Below are 15,233 nucleotides of genomic sequence, written 5' to 3'. Positions count from 1 at the left end.
TATGAATATCTGCCACATTCTAATCATTGAAGACGACCCTTTTCAAAGAAAGGTACTTACTTCAATGCTCTCGTCCATCTGTAGCGCAAGCATTACCACTGCGACCAATGGTAAAGAAGGGTTAGAGCAAATTTCATTGCAACGCCCCGATGTGATCTTCTGCGACTTGTACATGCCTGAACTTGATGGCGTAGAATTTGCCCGAATACTCGCTTCAAAAAGCATTCAAACGCCTTTGATCTTTACCAGTAGTGCAGCGGAAGACGTACAAAATGCCGTTGTGGATATGTCCAAATCGTACGGCCTTGAGCAAGTTACCAATCTCGTCAAACCGCTAAAGCGTGCTCAAGTAACAGAGCTTGTCGACAAGCTCATTCAAAACAAATTGCTAAAAACATCCCGCTGTCAGCCCCTCTCAAATATCGATGGTCATGAAATTCGACAGGCTTTGACTCATGAGCAATTTGAGCCTTTCTTCCAAGCCCATTTTGATGCGAAAAGTGGAAAAATTGTTGGGGCAGAAGCGTTGATTCGCTGGAATCATCCCACGTTAGGCATACTCACTCCGATCCATTTTTTGGATAAACTTTTATCAATGGGGCTCAGCTACCAGCTAACTTGTCAAATGCTACGCAAATCCATTGAAGTAGCCGCATCTTGGCTAAGTAATGGTTGGCCACTCAATGTTTCGGTTAACGTAACGCCGTCTGATCTTGGTAAACCAGACTTTGCCGATAGAGTCTTACAAATCATCGATGAAGTTCGCTTCCCTCCTCACAGGCTGACTTTAGAAGTGACGGAAACTGAATTGTCCGTTGACTTAGCACGATCTCTTGAAAATACGAGCCGCCTAAGAATGCGTGGGGTGTCGATTTCTATTGATGATTTTGGTACCGGGCACTCGTCTCTCAGCTTATTGATCTCAAGCCCGTTTACCGAACTGAAGATAGACCAATTCTTCGTCAATAAAATGTTAGATAACCACAAGCACCTAGCGGCAATTAAATGCGCTATTGCATTAGGCAAAAGTCTGGATTTGAAAATCGTCGCAGAAGGTGTCGAAACACAAGACCAAGCTAAAAAACTTGTCCAATTAGGCTGTGATGTACTTCAAGGCTATTACCTTGCCAGACCAAAAAGTAGCGACCAATTTTCACAACTGTGCCAACAGCACTTTATAACCAAGGCCAACATCAAACCGAGGAGCTTGCTTACCGCCTAAAATTGCGAGCTATAGAAAGCATCGATTGAATCTCGTTAAGCGCACGCGTTACACTATAGCGAATAATGCAAGGTGAGTAGTTGAGTGAAACGTTTTTCTTACGATATTAAATGGCCATGTGAGTTAAGTGCAGAGATCAAAGCCTTATTGCTTGAATGTGCGATTGAAGTGAATGGCGTACCTAAGCGTAATCCAAATAGTCGCGCACAGCAGGGTGGCGTTTTTTATGTTACGCAAGGGATTATGTCAGTCACCTTCTCTGCAGACAAAACCAATACCATGAATGCCGGGCTAGTTGGGTCTGGCATGTGGTTTGGTGGGACACTGATGTCTTCAGACATCTCGTTTAACGCAACACTTGATGAAATCCTACCGATCAGCTTTCTTTATTTCCCTAAAGAGAAAGTAGATAAACTCGCCCAAGCCAACCATGAAGTCTATAAATGGCTTTACTACAGTACCGTCGAAGTGCAGAAGGACTGGATTCAAGCACAAATTTGCTCTCTGTATGACCGAGAATCTAGAGTCGTATTTTCAATATTACAGATCGCACAGCGCTTACCTTCCGTGCAAGGTAGCCTAATAAAGATCGACATCTCGCAGAAACAACTGAGTCAAATTACTGGAATCTCGCGACCAAGATTAAACGAAGTGCTAAAAGCATTAGAAGCACAAGGTGAAGTGAGCCTAGAAAGGGGCAGTATCCACCTACTAGAGTTAGACGCACTCCAACAAAGAGTCGCAAAGCTCACAACTCACCTTCAAGTTTGAGTACAGGCCAGCCGATCAACTTGATTTTGATAACCGTTTGGTTTTACGGTACTGGCTTGGTGACTGCCCAAAATGCTTACGAAATCGATGAGAGAAATTATACGGATCTTTATAGCCGAGACGTTGGGATATCATCGAAATCGACCATTCTTGCTGGTTAAGTAAGCTCACCGCTTTGTCCATTCGCAAGTGAATCAGTTTACTTCTGGGTGATAATCCAAATAAAGACTTACATATTCGATTGAGCTGCTCTTCACTGATATAGACTTTTCCTGCCATTCCACTGACCGACCAAGGCAAATGCAGCTGACTTTCTACTTCATTGAATAATGCCTGCACCCTTGCCGATGAACCTGTTGATTTTGGTTCGAAACCGCTTAGTAACCGGATAATTTCACTGACAAGTAACTTGCGAAAACTAGTTCGCCCATTGATTTCTGCATGCATGAGATTCAACAGCGACCAAACCTGTTCGGTTTCATTGAATGAGACAATGCATTGTCCAAACTCACGTAAAAATTGCCACTCTTCCGTGTCATAAGGAAGTACCCAAGCCATCTTCCAATGGCCAATCGCAGGGTTAAGCTCAAAACGAAAGGGCGTTTCGGAGGGTAAGATCACCAAACTATACGGTTCGATGAGTTCAACCTTTTCGCTGGTGGTTAGTATCCCGCCGCCCTCTTGCGTAAACAGTAAAGTGTGGACGGAAACACTTTGCCTTTCGACATAATACGTTTCTCTAAGCTCCGCTAATCCACCCATAAAAACATTCTTGGCCAGTAGTTCTGGAATCTCATCGGTGGTTAAGAATCGTTCCTTGCATGACTCCGCCAAAAATACCTCATCATACCACTCTGACTTAGGCCTCATTCGATCAATGACGGATTTGCACAGGTTTTGTTGTTTTTCACACATGTTCATATTTACACCTAGCCACTATATTTTACGGCCAATTGAGGAGCTATTATGGCCACTAACACTATTCCAAAAAACACTAACAACACTCACCAAGAGTCTATTCTAATTAGAATAGTCAAGCTCGGTTTGCCTGTTGCACTGCAAAGCGCGCTTGTGGCTATTCTAGCACTAGCCGATGTTCTCATGGTGAGTGATTTTGGCATGGAGGCAACAGCCGCTGTGGGAATTGCATCAAAATGGCATTTTGTTGCAATCATGATCATGGCTGGCTTAGCGGCAGCAAACGGAACACTCGTTGCGCAATATTGGGGTAAAGGTGATCAACGAAGTGCCAAGACAGTCACCTCTCTTGCACTACGGTTTGGCCTAAAGGTATTACTACCAGTCACTTTAATCATCACCTTAGGCTCAGAATTATTAATGACCTTGCAAACCAGTGATGAAAGCGTCATTTCACTTGGTACGACTTATCTTTGGTATGGCTTCCCTGTTCTACTTCTGACACACCTTGTCATTGTAGTTGAAGCAAGTATGCGCTCATCAGGTGACACGGTTACGCCATTGTTACTTGGTGGTATGACAATAGTGCTGAATATCGCGCTAAATTTCGTACTCATTAAAGGCATGTTTGGCATCCCAGCTATGGGCGTGGCGGGCGCGGCATTAGCCACGACACTTTCTCGTCTGATCCAAGTGTTGCTGATGTATAGCTATATGCGCGCAAAAAAACACTGGTTGATTGTCAGTGAGAGCTCAATGGATCGCCCGTCTCTTTGGCTAGCATATCGACGTTTGGCACTGCCTTTAACGTTAAACGCAGTGTTATGGGCGGTTGGCACTATGGCTTACCAAATGATTTTTGGGCATATGGGAACGACCGAGCTCGCAGTATTCTCGATGCTTGGGCCATTTGAGTCTTTGTGCTATTCCGTATTCTTTGGGATTTCTGTCGCTTGCTCTGTATTACTTGGCCACTCACTCGGGCGAGACGAATTCGTTCAAGCGATGGATATGGCTATGGTATTCATCAAGGCCGTGCTGCTTTTTGGGATTGGTGTCGGTACGATTTTGTTCCTGAATAGAGAGACGATTTTAGATTGGCTTAACCTTAACCAACCTGAGCTTTACGCTCTTGCCTCACCAGCAATGATGATTATGTGTTGCGCTATTTCGATCCGAATGCTCAATATGGTGATAATCAACGGGGTACTGCGTTCAGGTGGTGATAATGCGTTTTGTCTGCGTATGGACTTTATCGCGATGTGGATGATTGGAATTCCAGTGTGTGCTTACTGTGCTTTCATCGCGGGTTGGGATTTCAAATATATTTATGGGCTTATGCTAGTCGAAGAAGTGGTAAAGCTAGGACTGTGTTCGCATCGCTACTTTAGTCGCCACTGGATCAACAACCTTACCGTGACAACTACTGCCTAGCCTTTAGTTATTATATTGATTCATTCTTTGGTGTCTGTTTGAAGCGTGCTTTTCTGGTTTTACTGGAACTGTACGCTTTTCATGAATTAGGTGACGTACCGCTAATATTGGGTGTTTTAAAAGCATACGAGGCCCTGAATAGCGCATCACCAATCGCATGTGTTCTTTCGGCTCAGGCTTATAACAGTGAATCGGGCATTTATTGCATGTTGGCTTTGCTTCACCATATGGGCAGCGATCTAAGCGAGTTTCTGCATATACCAGCAATTCATGGCACTCTTTACAAAGGTTGCCCTCTAAACGCGTCTTTTGATGATGATCTCGACAGTAAATATGAACCATGGCTATCACGGTTTTGTATTCCGTCGCGAGTCCACCTTTTAAAATATCATTGTGTTTGAACATCAAGTGTTTCCTAACGATAACGCATATAAGTTAAGGGTTGTCGTTTCCGAAAGTTTTTCTTCTATTCGTTCGAACCCAAAACCCAACCTTTCAAGCAGGTTGATACTGCGAATGTTATCAGAAGTCGTAATCGCGACTATATGATCAATATCAGGATTATGCTTCGCTTGCTCAATAATTGCCTGACTAGATTCGTAGGCGTATCCCTTCCCATACTCGTTAGGTAGAAAGCCGTAACCTATGTCGTAAGCATCCAAGCTATCACGTTTGATCAAGCCACAAACACCAATAGCTTTGTTGGTCGCGCGCTCTACCACAACAAGTAAACCGACACCTTTACTCGCGTGCATACGAAGGATGTTATTTTGGATATAATCGAGGGCGGCTTGCGGAGTTGAAATACCCTTGTCACCGATGAACTGATAGAAGTCATCACCGCTATATAGCTCATGGATAAAATGGGCATCTTCTTTGGTCGGCATTCTAAGAGTTAATCGTTGTGTCTTAGTCTCGTACATCGTGTTTTTCCTACTAGAAACTTGTTTCAATCATTGAGTTCTAACGCCAAAATGATTATCCTCCTCCGCCTAAACCATTTACAAGGCTATGCAGCAATGAACCGTAAGAAAAAAATCAACGAGATCCTAAAGAAGAAACAAAAGAAAGCGAACTCTAAGCTGCATAAAAGTAACAAACCGCGTTACATTTCCAAAGCCGAACGTGCAAAGATGGAAGCTGAAGAAGCGCAAAATGCTGAACAATTAACAGAAAACACAGACGCTAGTGAGCAAACATCTGCTGATTAACCAGCTAGCCTCACCTGCTCTATCGATTCTAAAGAGATACCAGCCAATTTAATTGCCTGGTATTTTTTTATGTTCAAATAAATTTGGTTTTGTCTCTTAACTTCTTTCCCTACTCTTATTTTTCGTCAAGTATCTAATTATTAATCACTAATTTTTAGTCGCGAAAAAATTTCAAAAAATCATATAATTTTTCCTACTAGTTTAGAAAAACTTTTTATGCAAATGCAAAGTTTCATAGCTTGATATGAATCAATTAAATGCTAACTTTAAAGTGTGATTACAAGTTCATAATGAGCGTCATATCACAACAATTGATGTGGTTTTTTCGCTAAACAAAATAGTTAAGTTGAAATAACTATCAGATCGTTTTCCTGATAATGATCAGTAGGTTCCTCTAAGCTCTTCGTTGTCTCGAACGATACCCAAAGTGTAAGGACATACTATGAAAACATTAATAGCTATAGCGTGTGGTCTACTTGTTGCCTTTAGCATATCTGCAGCGCCCCGCAATACCATACACACAAGCTCTACTTTAATGACTGATGCCTTCAGTTCTAAAGCGGATGCAATGGACGCTGGCTTTAATATGTATGAGTCACTTGAAACTGCGAGTGACAGTGAATTACGTTGGAAATTGAACAAAACTGGTGGTGACATTGTAAGTGGCAGCATGACAATTGATAACGCGAGAGTGAAAATCGAAGAAAATGTCGTATCTCGCGGAAGCATTGAATATCGTGCTGTTGTCGATGTCGACTATCACTATAAAGAGATTGAAAATGGCAACGACTAAGGATTGACAAGAAAGGAGAGATAGAAAACGCCGGTTGTAACTGATATTACCTTAGTGCGATTAATACTTTAATTTTTTAAATCAAGCACATGGACCAAACATCTGGCTAAACAGTTATAGCCAAGTTAAACGAATAAATGAAAACCCTGAACATCGTAAAAATAAAGGTGAATAACTCGTACATGCGCTGGTTATTCACCTTTTGGGTTTATATGTGTTGGAAATACTCGAAGAGAGTAAAGCTGTAACTTAGTTAAAACGAACGTTAACCAAGTTTTGCTCAGATTTTTGAAGGCTTCGACTTGCTTTGTACTCTTTAAAGATTCTATCTAGCTCAATAAATGCGTAGCTATGTTCAACATAATCAAATACGTTCAACGAAATCGCTAGCTTATATACAGACAATGCACGAGCCGTGTCTCCCTCGGCAATATAACGTTTACCTAGATAGAAATACGCTTCCGTTAAACGCTGAGCCATTACTACGTTATTCTGCGTGCTTTCCATGACTCTATTAACCGCCTCTTCCTCAGAGATATCTCCAAGCATAATACCAACAAGCACCCAACCCCAATCGTCATTATGATTCAAGCTTCTCGCTCTTAAGTTCTCAAGTGCGGTTTGCTCATCAAGTTCGCTTTCCATGATTGATAGCCACAACACTCGAAACGGATCATTAGGATCTTGGTTGTAGTGCGTCACCATGTCTTCAAGTGCCAAGGTAGTTCGACCACCATAATAAAGCGCGACTGCACGATTATAGACGGCTTGTTGATTCTGAGGGTCAAGATCTAGAGTTGAGTCAAAAGCTTGATAGGCGGTATCAAACTCGCCAATTTGAGTGAAATAAAGACCAAGTAAATTGAAAATTTCAGGTTGTGCAGGATTAATCTTTAGCGATTGGACAAAATCAATCTTAGCAAGATCTCTCAGCCCAAGTTCGTCGTAGTAACAACCACGCTCATAAAGCGCTTTAGCACGTAATTCATCGTTAATTTCAGGGTGGTGAAGGAGTTGGCTCAACTTTGCTATTTGAACCTCATTCTGAACTCTAGGCTGCAATGGCACGGCCATAGCCGGGTATACTGGATTGTGCTCGTCCTCATGATTTACATCAGTTTTTACCGAGCTAACAGAGCTACATCCTGTCATCGCAACCAGTATACTTACACTAAAAATCTTACGCCATTTCACCATCATATCTCTCCCTTATACTCCTAAAACTTCATATGGAAGGAGTAATTTCAAGCCCCTTTATAGCACACTTTTTAATCAATGCGACATTTATTGACTTTTTTATCATTAAAAGTGAGAGATCAACGAATGTGAAATTCCGTTAGTCGATATTAATAAAAAAGTCGGACAATCCCGATGATATATCCGACTTAACACTATTTGCCCCATTTTTTAGAGATTAATTTGCCAACGTTCAAAAGGCTTAACGCTATCTATACCTTTTGAACCCCAACGATCAATCGGATCAACGACTAAGATTCGATGATTAGGCACGAGTTCAAGCAGTAGTTTCGATGGTTTCCTTGACGTCACGAGCCATAACGTTTCATCTTCAGTGAACTGGGCTTTAAGGTGTTGTTTTTGTGTTTCACTCCATTCCAATTCAGCATCAAAGAAGCGATCAGCGACAAACAGCTGACTTCCAGAAACAAAATCCTCTAGCGTTTCAGAAAGCAATACTACTGAATCAATGTCATTCTCAAATATTGTATCTTGCTGAACATTGATAAGTTCTCGTACTTCTAACATCATTCGTTGAAGATTAGCGTCAATCACAACGAAATGTTCAGGCCAAAGCTTTTTCAGGTCGTCAGCAACAATGGAAGACATTCGTATCAAATTAGTCGGATTCAACCAAGAATACTTAGAAATCGAACCATCATTCAATGACAATGCAGCAACCCCTTGCGCTCTCGGCGTTAATGCTTGAGCGGCATCAATTTCGACAAGACGAATATTCCCTTGCCTCGCATAAATGAACGTCGGATCCGCTTGCCAAACCGAACTAATGCTAATAGCAACAGTGGCACTTTCCCCGGCTTTTGCCACTGTTTTACTGCCTTTGGATTCGAACCAATTAGGGAGCCTTTCGATGCCATAACGTTTTGGCGGAAGGTATTGCGTTGTCACCTCAGTACCTTTCATTAGTTCAGAGGCAATTGCATAAGTGACAGGTGTACTGGTTAATATATCTTTAGCCGCTGTAATTCCACTAAAACCAAACACTGCAATGACAGATATAGCCTTGATGGTCTTCTTCAAAGAACGTTTCATGATTATGCCTTTCTGATGATTCGATACATGGTTGCAGCTAAAAAGAATGTCGCTGAAACAATAATGATTGACGCGCCCGAAGGTACTGGCAGTTCTAATTCCATAGGAAGTACAGTTCCAACTAAACAAGCGATAGTCGCCAGTAAGGCTGACAGTAAAACAAAACTGCCCATCCTTTTGGTTAACAAACGCGCTGTCGCACCGGGAATCAATAACAACGCCCCCACTAATACCGCACCGACAATTTTTACAGCTGCGATAGTGACTAAAGTGATCATCATGACAAACAAATAATCATAGAAGCTGGTGTTATAACCTCTGACTTTCGCGATATCTGGGCTTATGCAGGTCAGCAGGATTCGGTTAAACGTTGGGATAAGTAATAGCACTATGAGTAAACAGCTTAGTGCCAAGATGGCTAAGTCTTGATCTGTCACAGTTAGAATTGAACCAAACAGAACGTTCTCAAGCATGTGAATGTTTATCTTCCGCGCCACATACATAAGTAGTGCGGCTCCAACCGCCAAGGCCAGCGCAAGAAACACCCCAACAAGCGTGTCGTAAGGAACATTAGTTCGATTTCGCACAAAATGGAGCAGCAGTGCGAAGATCATACAAAAACTAAACAAACCAATGATTGGGTTCTCTGGCGGCTCACCAAGCAGTACGCCGATTGCAATACCAGTTAATGCAGCATGTCCTACCGCCTCTGAGAAAAAGGCCAACCGCTTCGCTATCACTAATGTGCCCAAACCACCGAGCAACGGGCCCAACAATAACGCGGCGACTAACGCGTTAACCATAAACGCATATGAAAAACTTTCGCTCAGCAACCCAGCCTCGACGCAGTTCAATGCCATTGATCTCAACCAATCCATTACGCCACCTCCTTCGATGCGACGGCAGCCGACGTGTAATGCTGGAATAAGCTTTCTATCTTTGATGGGTGGAGTACGTCTCGATGATAGCCGCTTTCGACTAAACAACGATTCACCACATGTACATTCGCCTCAAGGCGCCTAACAGCAGACACATCATGGTGCACAGCTAACACCGTTCTGCCTTCCGATACGCACTCAGTGATCAATGACTCTAGATAGCGAACACCTTGTTCATCCATGCCCGTCGTAGGTTCATCGAGTATCAATAAACTTGGGTTATCTAGTAATGCTTGGGCAAACAGTACACGTTGCTGCTCTCCCCCAGAAAGTTGCCCCATACGGCGATCATGACGTGTTGCCATACCAACTCTGTCTAGCTGTTCTAACGCATACTGATGTTGCTTGGTTTGCTTTCGCCAAAATAAAGGCATTCGAGTTTGATTAAGCAACACAAAGTCCATAACGGTAAGTGGTAAGCTTGCTTCAAAGGTTGCCTTTTGAGGCACATAACCGATGCTTGCGTTACTTGGCCAATGAATTTCGACATCTCCTTCGAAAGGCGTGAGTCCCAGAACCGAACGAAGTAGCGAGGTTTTACCTCCTCCATTCGGCCCCATGATCACATGACATTTTCCGGCATCGAAAACTGTAGAGATGCCTTCAAGTATGATGTTGTCATCGTATTTTAGTGTGAGTGCGTTTACCTGAACTGATGGCCCAATCATTACACGTCACCTTGCTTGGTTTGATTTCCAGCGGCGAATTTCATTGCTTCGATCAAAGTGTCCAAGTTGGCTTTCATTTCGACTTCTACTTTCTCTGCTTCATATTCACCATGAGTCATGTGAGAGAAACGGTACAACTGCACACCTGTCTCTGCTTCAATCGTGTCGACAAACCGATTCGGCATGTTGAGTTCGTAGAAAAGTACATCAATACCAGATTGACGGATCTTCTCGATGGTACCTTGTAGTTGGCTGGCGCTTGGTTCAACTCCATGTGCAGGTTCAATAACCGCAGCCACATCAACACCGAACTCTTGTAAAATGTACCCATAAGCATTGTGTGTCGTCGCAACTTTCATTCCTGAAGTGTTCAATTGCCCTAAAGACGCCATCGCATCTCGCTTCATTAGTCGAAACGTCTTCGCGTAACGACGAGCGTTTTTTCGGTAGTATTTGGCGTTATCAGGGTCAATAGCAGACAGCTCATTCGCAATGGTGTAAACCTTTTGGATCGTGGTCGATAACCCTACAAACGTATGCGGGTTCACCGCGCCTTGACCAACAGACTGACCCATTGCCGGCAGTAGTGGCACTTCCTTGTTAGCTTTGATGACGATTAGATCGTCTCGTTGAGAAGCGTCGATCACTTTCAAAGCAAAGTCATCATGACCAATACCATTAACAACAATCAAATCCATCTGGTTAAGACGTTTTAGATCATTTGGTTGAGGTAAATAGTTGTGGGGATTGAAACCAGCATCGACAAGCGGCACTATTTTCGCCTTGTCACCAACGACAGCTTTCACATAGCTGTAGTAAGGCTGTAATGTAATTCCAATTGACAGTTTTTCTTTAGCCACAGCATTCACAGGAAACGCGAACACTGCCAAAAGCGCAGCAAAGTGCAAAATCTTACGCATATAAGGGGTCTCTTATTAGAATTAGTGTGAATGTGTGTCGTTATTGGCCGTCATGACCACTTGCTTCCATCCTTGACGAATCAAGTTACCTTTTTCAAATTCAAACGCGATTAACTGGTTTTCTAGCTGCTCTGAGGCCGACACATTAATCCATATATCGGCAGCCACTTTGCGACTGTCTAGTAATATCGGCTGCGCAGAGTTTAAGTGCGTAGGGAACCCTACATACATTCCAGGTGCGACGTTCTGCCACTCATGTTCACCTTTACGCTTCCAGCTTTGATCTTTAACAAACGGCGCGATCCAATCGGATTGTAACGCTTCAATTACCGGCCAATTTTTATTCTGATCGAAACTCAATTCTTGGGATTCAGCGTATAAGTCCCTAATCTCTTCATGAGCCAAACGTAATTCCGCTATCATCGCGAGGTTTTCTTGTTCAATATCCGTGATCAACAATTGGTGCGCTTCAACCGTTTGCACACCGGAACCCGCTTGATGAAACGGGATAGCGATGGTCGCGAACAATAGAACTGACGCTATGATCAAGCCAACCCATTTCCCTTCACGACTTCCACTGTCTGAGCGAACTCTTTGAATCATCATTTCTCACTGATCTCAACGATATCAACTTCAACAGGGCTTTCGTGTCCCGCATCGAACACCAAATAAAAATCGGTATTTGGATGCTCAAACTCCGCAATAGAACGTTTGTCTGTCATCGTTTTAGCAATGAGGTTATCTTCGTAGTCGAACATTTGAACCGCGTACTCTTCGGCAGAACTGCCGTCTGAATACCCAGCTTCACAGATCACTTTTTCGCTTTCGAACCAGCATCCCATTAGTGGGAAATGTGCAAGCGCAGGAAGCGAAATCATCCCAAACGCCACGCCCATGCTCGCTTGTAGTACCAATGTTTTTTTTGTTTTTTTCATTGTTAAGTTCCAGTGAAAGACAGCAAAGGGCTCAAACCGAGCCCTAATTTGGATTAATTTGAGTGTCGTTTATTGAAGCAAAGCTTCAAATGTTAGATGAACGTTCACACTTGCCTTATCAGCAAGCGGATGATTCTCTAATTCGCCTTTAAAGTTTGCTTTCATCAAGTAACGACCAGCAATGTCTGGCGTGAACGTTACTTCGCCATTTTTGTCACTGATTACGTCGATTTGCTCTTGGTGGTTGCGGTAAAGTGTTCCTTCACGAGTAATTTCAGCGGTCACGCCTTGTTGAGGTTTTCCGTTGTAGAAAAATTGGAATGTCACTTCTTCGCCTTCAATAATGTCTGCCGGGTGAGTCACGGGCTTCATCTCCAACAACTTACCTTCGATCTCCAACGCTTTTTCAGTTGGTTTTCCAACGGTGATGTAGCTTTCTGCACGCGTGTAACTGATCTGCGTTACAATGTCACGAGCCTTTTCTGGCACAATATCAGCACGTTCCGCTTTGTTTGCTTTAACCCACTTCACCGTGTCTCTGCGACCCGCTTTATATTGTGTGTAGTACGTAGGCTCATTATTGATCGCGACTTTATGCGTACCTTCCTCTACAAAGTAGAAGTCAAACATCGAGCGACGCTTACCTTTAACAACAAAGTTCGGACGTTCGTTGCGTCCATCAGGCATTACGACAAAAGCTTTATCACTGCCCGCTGGTTTGTCGAATACGAACGTACCGTGAGAAGCCGTCACATCAAACGTTAACCAATCCCCCCCTTCTTTCGAAACGGTAAAGTGCGAAGGAAGAACCCAGCGCGGATGCGCCTGCGCAGTTGTCGTTGCTGCTAAGCCTAAAGCGACTACGCCAGCTAATGTCAGCGCTTTCAATTGTTTTTGTTTCATCATTTCAATTCCATTATTTATCGCTAGATACCGCACCCTTCCGAGTTTAAAATGCGATTCCAATTCACTAGTGAGCCAGTTACTTAATTTGATAGTCGAGCGTGATGTTCCCTGTTTCATTGGTTGGTTCGATCACATATGAGTTCGCCACTTCAAATAGCGCTATCTTTTGTCTTAGGTAGTCTCGACCACCATGTTCACGAACTACTTCAATATGTAAGGTGTAATCGCCTTGTTCTAAGCGCTCACCGTTATTGTTGGTGCCATCCCATACAAAACGATATTGGCCAGCTGGACGTGTCGCCGAAGTGACTGCATCAACCAATTCACGGTCATAACGACCAACCTTTCTCCACCAGCTACGTAAGTCCTTGAGCCACTCATCTTTTCCTACCCACAGCTCAATCGTTTTAACCGGCTTACGTTTACTGTCCTCAATCCATACCGCAACGTAAGGACGGGCATACATAGACGTTTCAATTTTGGGTAGCTCAAACTGGATATCCAAACGGGCAGAGTCTGGTAAAGGTTTTGCCCACGCCAACAAAGGCGCACAGGAAAGCGCCAACAACGCTTTGCTCAAAGCTGGTATTTTCATTAGTCTTTTCTCATCTTAGGTAATCTGTTGTTATGGAACGGCAACAAAAAATATTGCGAGTGACACTGTCGTTCCTAACAGAGTCCACTTTAGGGAAGTCATTAGGGTTTTCTTTTTTGGTAGTAGTAAGCAGACGCCAGTAAGCACAAAAAAGACCATCAGTAATGCCGTGATATCGATGAACCACTTCCACGCTTCACCACTATTCCGCCCTTTATGAAGATCGTTCAGCAAGGCAACTAGGCCATAATCTGTCGCTTCTACTTCTGCAATCTGCGTGGTCATATCAATGAAAACAGCCGCGTTATAACCCGGAGATTTAAAATCTAGCGCGACTTCCCCTATCACTAACTCTCCATCTTCGTACTCTGTGTAGATATCTAGATTCGAAGGCATACCGGAAACACCCGCTTCACTGAGTGCGTTTAGCAAATGTTGACGATCGGGGGTGATTTTCCCGCCTTCTCGATTAAATACAGAAAGTGGAAGAGTGAACTCAAATTGGTCAATTCGGGGTTGGGTCAATTCAAAAAGTTCTGGCCTATTTAAAGTGACTCCCGTGACAGAAAAAAATAATGTCACCAAGAGTAATGCCATAGAGATGTAGATATGAAGACGGCGAGCCCAAAGCTGTGCAGCTCTGTTTTTTAAGAACATAAACAAGAATACCCAATAAATTATCACGCTAATTTATGTGATAATCATTCGTATTGGCATTTAATTTACATTGTTTACGTTTGTTTCGAATGTAAAAAAACCGCCCTAAATGGCGGCTCATTAAAATTTATTTCTACTCTGATGTTACTAGAACAAGCTGAAGGCCTAGGCATGTTTGTTTGACCAAGATTCAGCCTTTTCTAACATGCATTGGTAAATACCTGCCTATTACTCTCTAATTTAGGGCAATCCCCGCACAGTTCCCTACCTTCACATTTATATACTAAGCAACAACTTGTTCGTACCAGCTGCAAAGTGTTGTTTTGCGGGTTTACCTTCAACCCCTGCAAAGCCGTTACTGGTAAGTTCGCGGCATCGATCCATAGCTTCGCTTGTTGAATCAAATATTCGTTAGGTACATCAGGCTTGAAGTGCTGTATTTTTACAATGCAATTAAGAATGGCATCGGCGAACAGAAAACGAGTAAAACCCGGTCGAATGCGCGTCCAATGCCCAATTTCATCTCTATAAAATTCAAACATGTCATTGAGGTCTTTGGCAGCAAGTTGTATCAGGCTTTCATGACTGCCTTGTCGGTAGCTTTCACTATTAATCTGATAACCTGCAATAAAGTCTCCTTTGATCTGCTGAGTCATCCCCTTTATGTCAGGTAAACCATTACAACCGTATATTGAGATAAACGAAATGTAGATAGGCTGCCAACTTAAAAGATCCCAGGTTCTTGTCAGCCAATAGGCTTGTTTGGCTTCTGGAGAGCATTTTGAAATCGTATCGTACACACCTTTAAGATCGGCACTGCAAGCGTGATCAAACGTAATCGTTGAGGCTAAAGGCTCAGCAATAGAACCTAACTTACCCACTAATGATGGACTAACGGCTTGAGAGTATTCAAAAAGCAGGTCAAAAGAAAAGGACGTATTCATCAATAAAACAATTAGTTATAAATTTTACATAA

Annotated in this window: 19 protein-coding genes; 5 read left to right on the top strand and 14 right to left on the bottom strand. The window is 43.0% G+C overall.

The features are described from left to right. Window position 1: 1 nt before the first annotated feature. Window positions 2-1,222: an EAL domain-containing response regulator gene (locus tag ACHUFI_RS14365; RefSeq protein WP_394250266.1), complete on the top strand. Its 1,221-nt coding sequence runs from the start codon at window positions 2-4 to the stop codon at window positions 1,220-1,222. An 84-nt stretch (window positions 1,223-1,306) separates the two neighbouring features. Beyond that, on the top strand, window positions 1,307-1,993 hold the full coding sequence (locus tag ACHUFI_RS14360; RefSeq protein ID WP_394250265.1) for a Crp/Fnr family transcriptional regulator: 687 nt from the start codon (window positions 1,307-1,309) through the stop codon (window positions 1,991-1,993). Window positions 1,994-2,008: 15 nt separating this feature from the next. On the opposite strand, the gene ACHUFI_RS14355 is transcribed toward ACHUFI_RS14360, so the two are convergent. After that, entirely contained in the window at window positions 2,009-2,908 is a 900-nt protein-coding gene (locus ACHUFI_RS14355) for a helix-turn-helix transcriptional regulator (RefSeq protein WP_394250504.1), read from the bottom strand. Window positions 2,909-2,959: 51 nt separating this feature from the next. Between ACHUFI_RS14355 and ACHUFI_RS14350 the strand changes: the two genes are divergently transcribed. Further along, window positions 2,960-4,345, top strand: a complete 1,386-nt coding sequence (locus tag ACHUFI_RS14350; RefSeq protein WP_394250263.1) for an MATE family efflux transporter — start codon at window positions 2,960-2,962, stop codon at window positions 4,343-4,345. Window positions 4,346-4,348: 3 nt separating this feature from the next. Here the strand turns inward: ACHUFI_RS14350 and ACHUFI_RS14345 are convergent, their stop codons facing one another. Together ACHUFI_RS14345 and ACHUFI_RS14340 are read right to left on the bottom strand one after the other, a co-directional pair. Then, complete coding sequence (locus tag ACHUFI_RS14345; RefSeq protein ID WP_394250261.1) at window positions 4,349-4,750, bottom strand: nitrous oxide-stimulated promoter family protein; 402 nt, start codon at window positions 4,748-4,750, stop codon at window positions 4,349-4,351. Further along, on the bottom strand, window positions 4,750-5,268 hold the full coding sequence (locus ACHUFI_RS14340; protein ID WP_394250259.1) for a GNAT family N-acetyltransferase: 519 nt from the start codon (window positions 5,266-5,268) through the stop codon (window positions 4,750-4,752). The genes ACHUFI_RS14345 and ACHUFI_RS14340 overlap by 1 nt, the downstream gene beginning before the upstream one ends. A gap of 96 nt (window positions 5,269-5,364) precedes the next feature. Between ACHUFI_RS14340 and ACHUFI_RS14335 the strand changes: the two genes are divergently transcribed. Together ACHUFI_RS14335 and ACHUFI_RS14330 are read left to right on the top strand one after the other, a co-directional pair. Further along, a complete protein-coding gene (locus ACHUFI_RS14335; RefSeq protein ID WP_394250257.1) occupies window positions 5,365-5,556 on the top strand; it encodes a DUF2986 domain-containing protein in 192 nt (63 codons plus the stop codon). Between the two features lie 442 nt (window positions 5,557-5,998). Then, a complete protein-coding gene (locus tag ACHUFI_RS14330) occupies window positions 5,999-6,349 on the top strand; it encodes a DUF3316 domain-containing protein (RefSeq protein WP_394250255.1) in 351 nt (116 codons plus the stop codon). 249 nt (window positions 6,350-6,598) lie between these two features. On the opposite strand, the gene nlpI is transcribed toward ACHUFI_RS14330, so the two are convergent. The 11 genes from nlpI to ACHUFI_RS14275 form a co-directional block, all read right to left on the bottom strand. Continuing rightward, the gene (gene nlpI, locus ACHUFI_RS14325; protein ID WP_394250502.1) at window positions 6,599-7,543 is read right to left on the bottom strand and encodes a lipoprotein NlpI; all 945 of its coding nucleotides are present in this window, start codon (window positions 7,541-7,543) and stop codon (window positions 6,599-6,601) included. Window positions 7,544-7,756: 213 nt separating this feature from the next. Beyond that, window positions 7,757-8,638, bottom strand: a complete 882-nt coding sequence (locus ACHUFI_RS14320; RefSeq protein WP_394250253.1) for an ABC transporter substrate-binding protein — start codon at window positions 8,636-8,638, stop codon at window positions 7,757-7,759. A gap of 2 nt (window positions 8,639-8,640) precedes the next feature. Next, a complete protein-coding gene (locus tag ACHUFI_RS14315) occupies window positions 8,641-9,516 on the bottom strand; it encodes a metal ABC transporter permease (protein WP_394250251.1) in 876 nt (291 codons plus the stop codon). Beyond that, a complete protein-coding gene (locus ACHUFI_RS14310) occupies window positions 9,516-10,244 on the bottom strand; it encodes a metal ABC transporter ATP-binding protein (protein WP_394250249.1) in 729 nt (242 codons plus the stop codon). The genes ACHUFI_RS14315 and ACHUFI_RS14310 overlap by 1 nt, the downstream gene beginning before the upstream one ends. Continuing rightward, window positions 10,244-11,164: a metal ABC transporter solute-binding protein, Zn/Mn family gene (locus ACHUFI_RS14305; RefSeq protein WP_394250247.1), complete on the bottom strand. Its 921-nt coding sequence runs from the start codon at window positions 11,162-11,164 to the stop codon at window positions 10,244-10,246. The genes ACHUFI_RS14310 and ACHUFI_RS14305 overlap by 1 nt, the downstream gene beginning before the upstream one ends. 21 nt (window positions 11,165-11,185) lie before the next feature. Further along, window positions 11,186-11,770, bottom strand: coding sequence for a DUF6162 family protein (locus ACHUFI_RS14300; protein WP_394250245.1), 585 nt, complete (start codon window positions 11,768-11,770; stop codon window positions 11,186-11,188). Continuing rightward, window positions 11,767-12,099, bottom strand: a complete 333-nt coding sequence (locus tag ACHUFI_RS14295) for a hypothetical protein (RefSeq protein ID WP_394250243.1) — start codon at window positions 12,097-12,099, stop codon at window positions 11,767-11,769. Before ACHUFI_RS14295 ends, ACHUFI_RS14300 begins: the two co-directional genes overlap by 4 nt. A 69-nt stretch (window positions 12,100-12,168) precedes the next feature. After that, window positions 12,169-13,005 (bottom strand): DUF4198 domain-containing protein, encoded by an 837-nt coding sequence (locus ACHUFI_RS14290; RefSeq protein ID WP_394250242.1) that lies wholly within the window; start codon window positions 13,003-13,005, stop codon window positions 12,169-12,171. Window positions 13,006-13,081: 76 nt separating this feature from the next. Further along, window positions 13,082-13,600, bottom strand: coding sequence for a DUF2271 domain-containing protein (locus ACHUFI_RS14285; RefSeq protein ID WP_394250240.1), 519 nt, complete (start codon window positions 13,598-13,600; stop codon window positions 13,082-13,084). Between the two features lie 30 nt (window positions 13,601-13,630). After that, window positions 13,631-14,257 carry a PepSY-associated TM helix domain-containing protein gene (locus ACHUFI_RS14280; RefSeq protein ID WP_394250238.1) on the bottom strand — a complete coding sequence of 209 codons (627 nt, stop codon included), beginning with the start codon at window positions 14,255-14,257 and terminating at the stop codon, window positions 13,631-13,633. Window positions 14,258-14,457: 200 nt separating this feature from the next. Beyond that, window positions 14,458-15,201: a siderophore ferric iron reductase gene (locus ACHUFI_RS14275; RefSeq protein WP_394250236.1), complete on the bottom strand. Its 744-nt coding sequence runs from the start codon at window positions 15,199-15,201 to the stop codon at window positions 14,458-14,460. Window positions 15,202-15,233: the final 32 nt, after the last annotated feature.

This window comes from Vibrio profundi, assembly GCF_043642225.1.
GTDB lineage: Bacteria > Pseudomonadota > Gammaproteobacteria > Enterobacterales > Vibrionaceae > Vibrio > Vibrio profundi_A.
The sequence above is the reverse complement of the archived record's forward strand: the minus strand, read 5'-3'. Positions and strand labels throughout refer to the sequence as shown.

Excerpts from the sequence above, each read along its gene's own strand:
- ACHUFI_RS14365 (WP_394250266.1), top strand. The coding sequence starts at position 2 with ATGAATATCTGCCACATTCTAATCATTGAAGACGACCCTTTTCAAAGA.
- ACHUFI_RS14355 (WP_394250504.1), bottom strand. The coding sequence starts at position 2,908 with ATGTGTGAAAAACAACAAAACCTGTGCAAATCCGTCATTGATCGAATG.
- ACHUFI_RS14350 (WP_394250263.1), top strand. The coding sequence starts at position 2,960 with ATGGCCACTAACACTATTCCAAAAAACACTAACAACACTCACCAAGAG.
- ACHUFI_RS14345 (WP_394250261.1), bottom strand. The coding sequence starts at position 4,750 with ATGTTCAAACACAATGATATTTTAAAAGGTGGACTCGCGACGGAATAC.
- ACHUFI_RS14340 (WP_394250259.1), bottom strand. The coding sequence starts at position 5,268 with ATGTACGAGACTAAGACACAACGATTAACTCTTAGAATGCCGACCAAA.
- ACHUFI_RS14335 (WP_394250257.1), top strand. The coding sequence starts at position 5,365 with ATGAACCGTAAGAAAAAAATCAACGAGATCCTAAAGAAGAAACAAAAG.
- ACHUFI_RS14330 (WP_394250255.1), top strand. The coding sequence starts at position 5,999 with ATGAAAACATTAATAGCTATAGCGTGTGGTCTACTTGTTGCCTTTAGC.
- ACHUFI_RS14320 (WP_394250253.1), bottom strand. The coding sequence starts at position 8,638 with ATGAAACGTTCTTTGAAGAAGACCATCAAGGCTATATCTGTCATTGCA.
- ACHUFI_RS14315 (WP_394250251.1), bottom strand. The coding sequence starts at position 9,516 with ATGGATTGGTTGAGATCAATGGCATTGAACTGCGTCGAGGCTGGGTTG.
- ACHUFI_RS14310 (WP_394250249.1), bottom strand. The coding sequence starts at position 10,244 with ATGATTGGGCCATCAGTTCAGGTAAACGCACTCACACTAAAATACGAT.
- ACHUFI_RS14305 (WP_394250247.1), bottom strand. The coding sequence starts at position 11,164 with ATGCGTAAGATTTTGCACTTTGCTGCGCTTTTGGCAGTGTTCGCGTTT.
- ACHUFI_RS14300 (WP_394250245.1), bottom strand. The coding sequence starts at position 11,770 with ATGATGATTCAAAGAGTTCGCTCAGACAGTGGAAGTCGTGAAGGGAAA.
- ACHUFI_RS14295 (WP_394250243.1), bottom strand. The coding sequence starts at position 12,099 with ATGAAAAAAACAAAAAAAACATTGGTACTACAAGCGAGCATGGGCGTG.
- ACHUFI_RS14290 (WP_394250242.1), bottom strand. The coding sequence starts at position 13,005 with ATGATGAAACAAAAACAATTGAAAGCGCTGACATTAGCTGGCGTAGTC.
- ACHUFI_RS14285 (WP_394250240.1), bottom strand. The coding sequence starts at position 13,600 with ATGAAAATACCAGCTTTGAGCAAAGCGTTGTTGGCGCTTTCCTGTGCG.
- ACHUFI_RS14280 (WP_394250238.1), bottom strand. The coding sequence starts at position 14,257 with ATGTTCTTAAAAAACAGAGCTGCACAGCTTTGGGCTCGCCGTCTTCAT.
- ACHUFI_RS14275 (WP_394250236.1), bottom strand. The coding sequence starts at position 15,201 with ATGAATACGTCCTTTTCTTTTGACCTGCTTTTTGAATACTCTCAAGCC.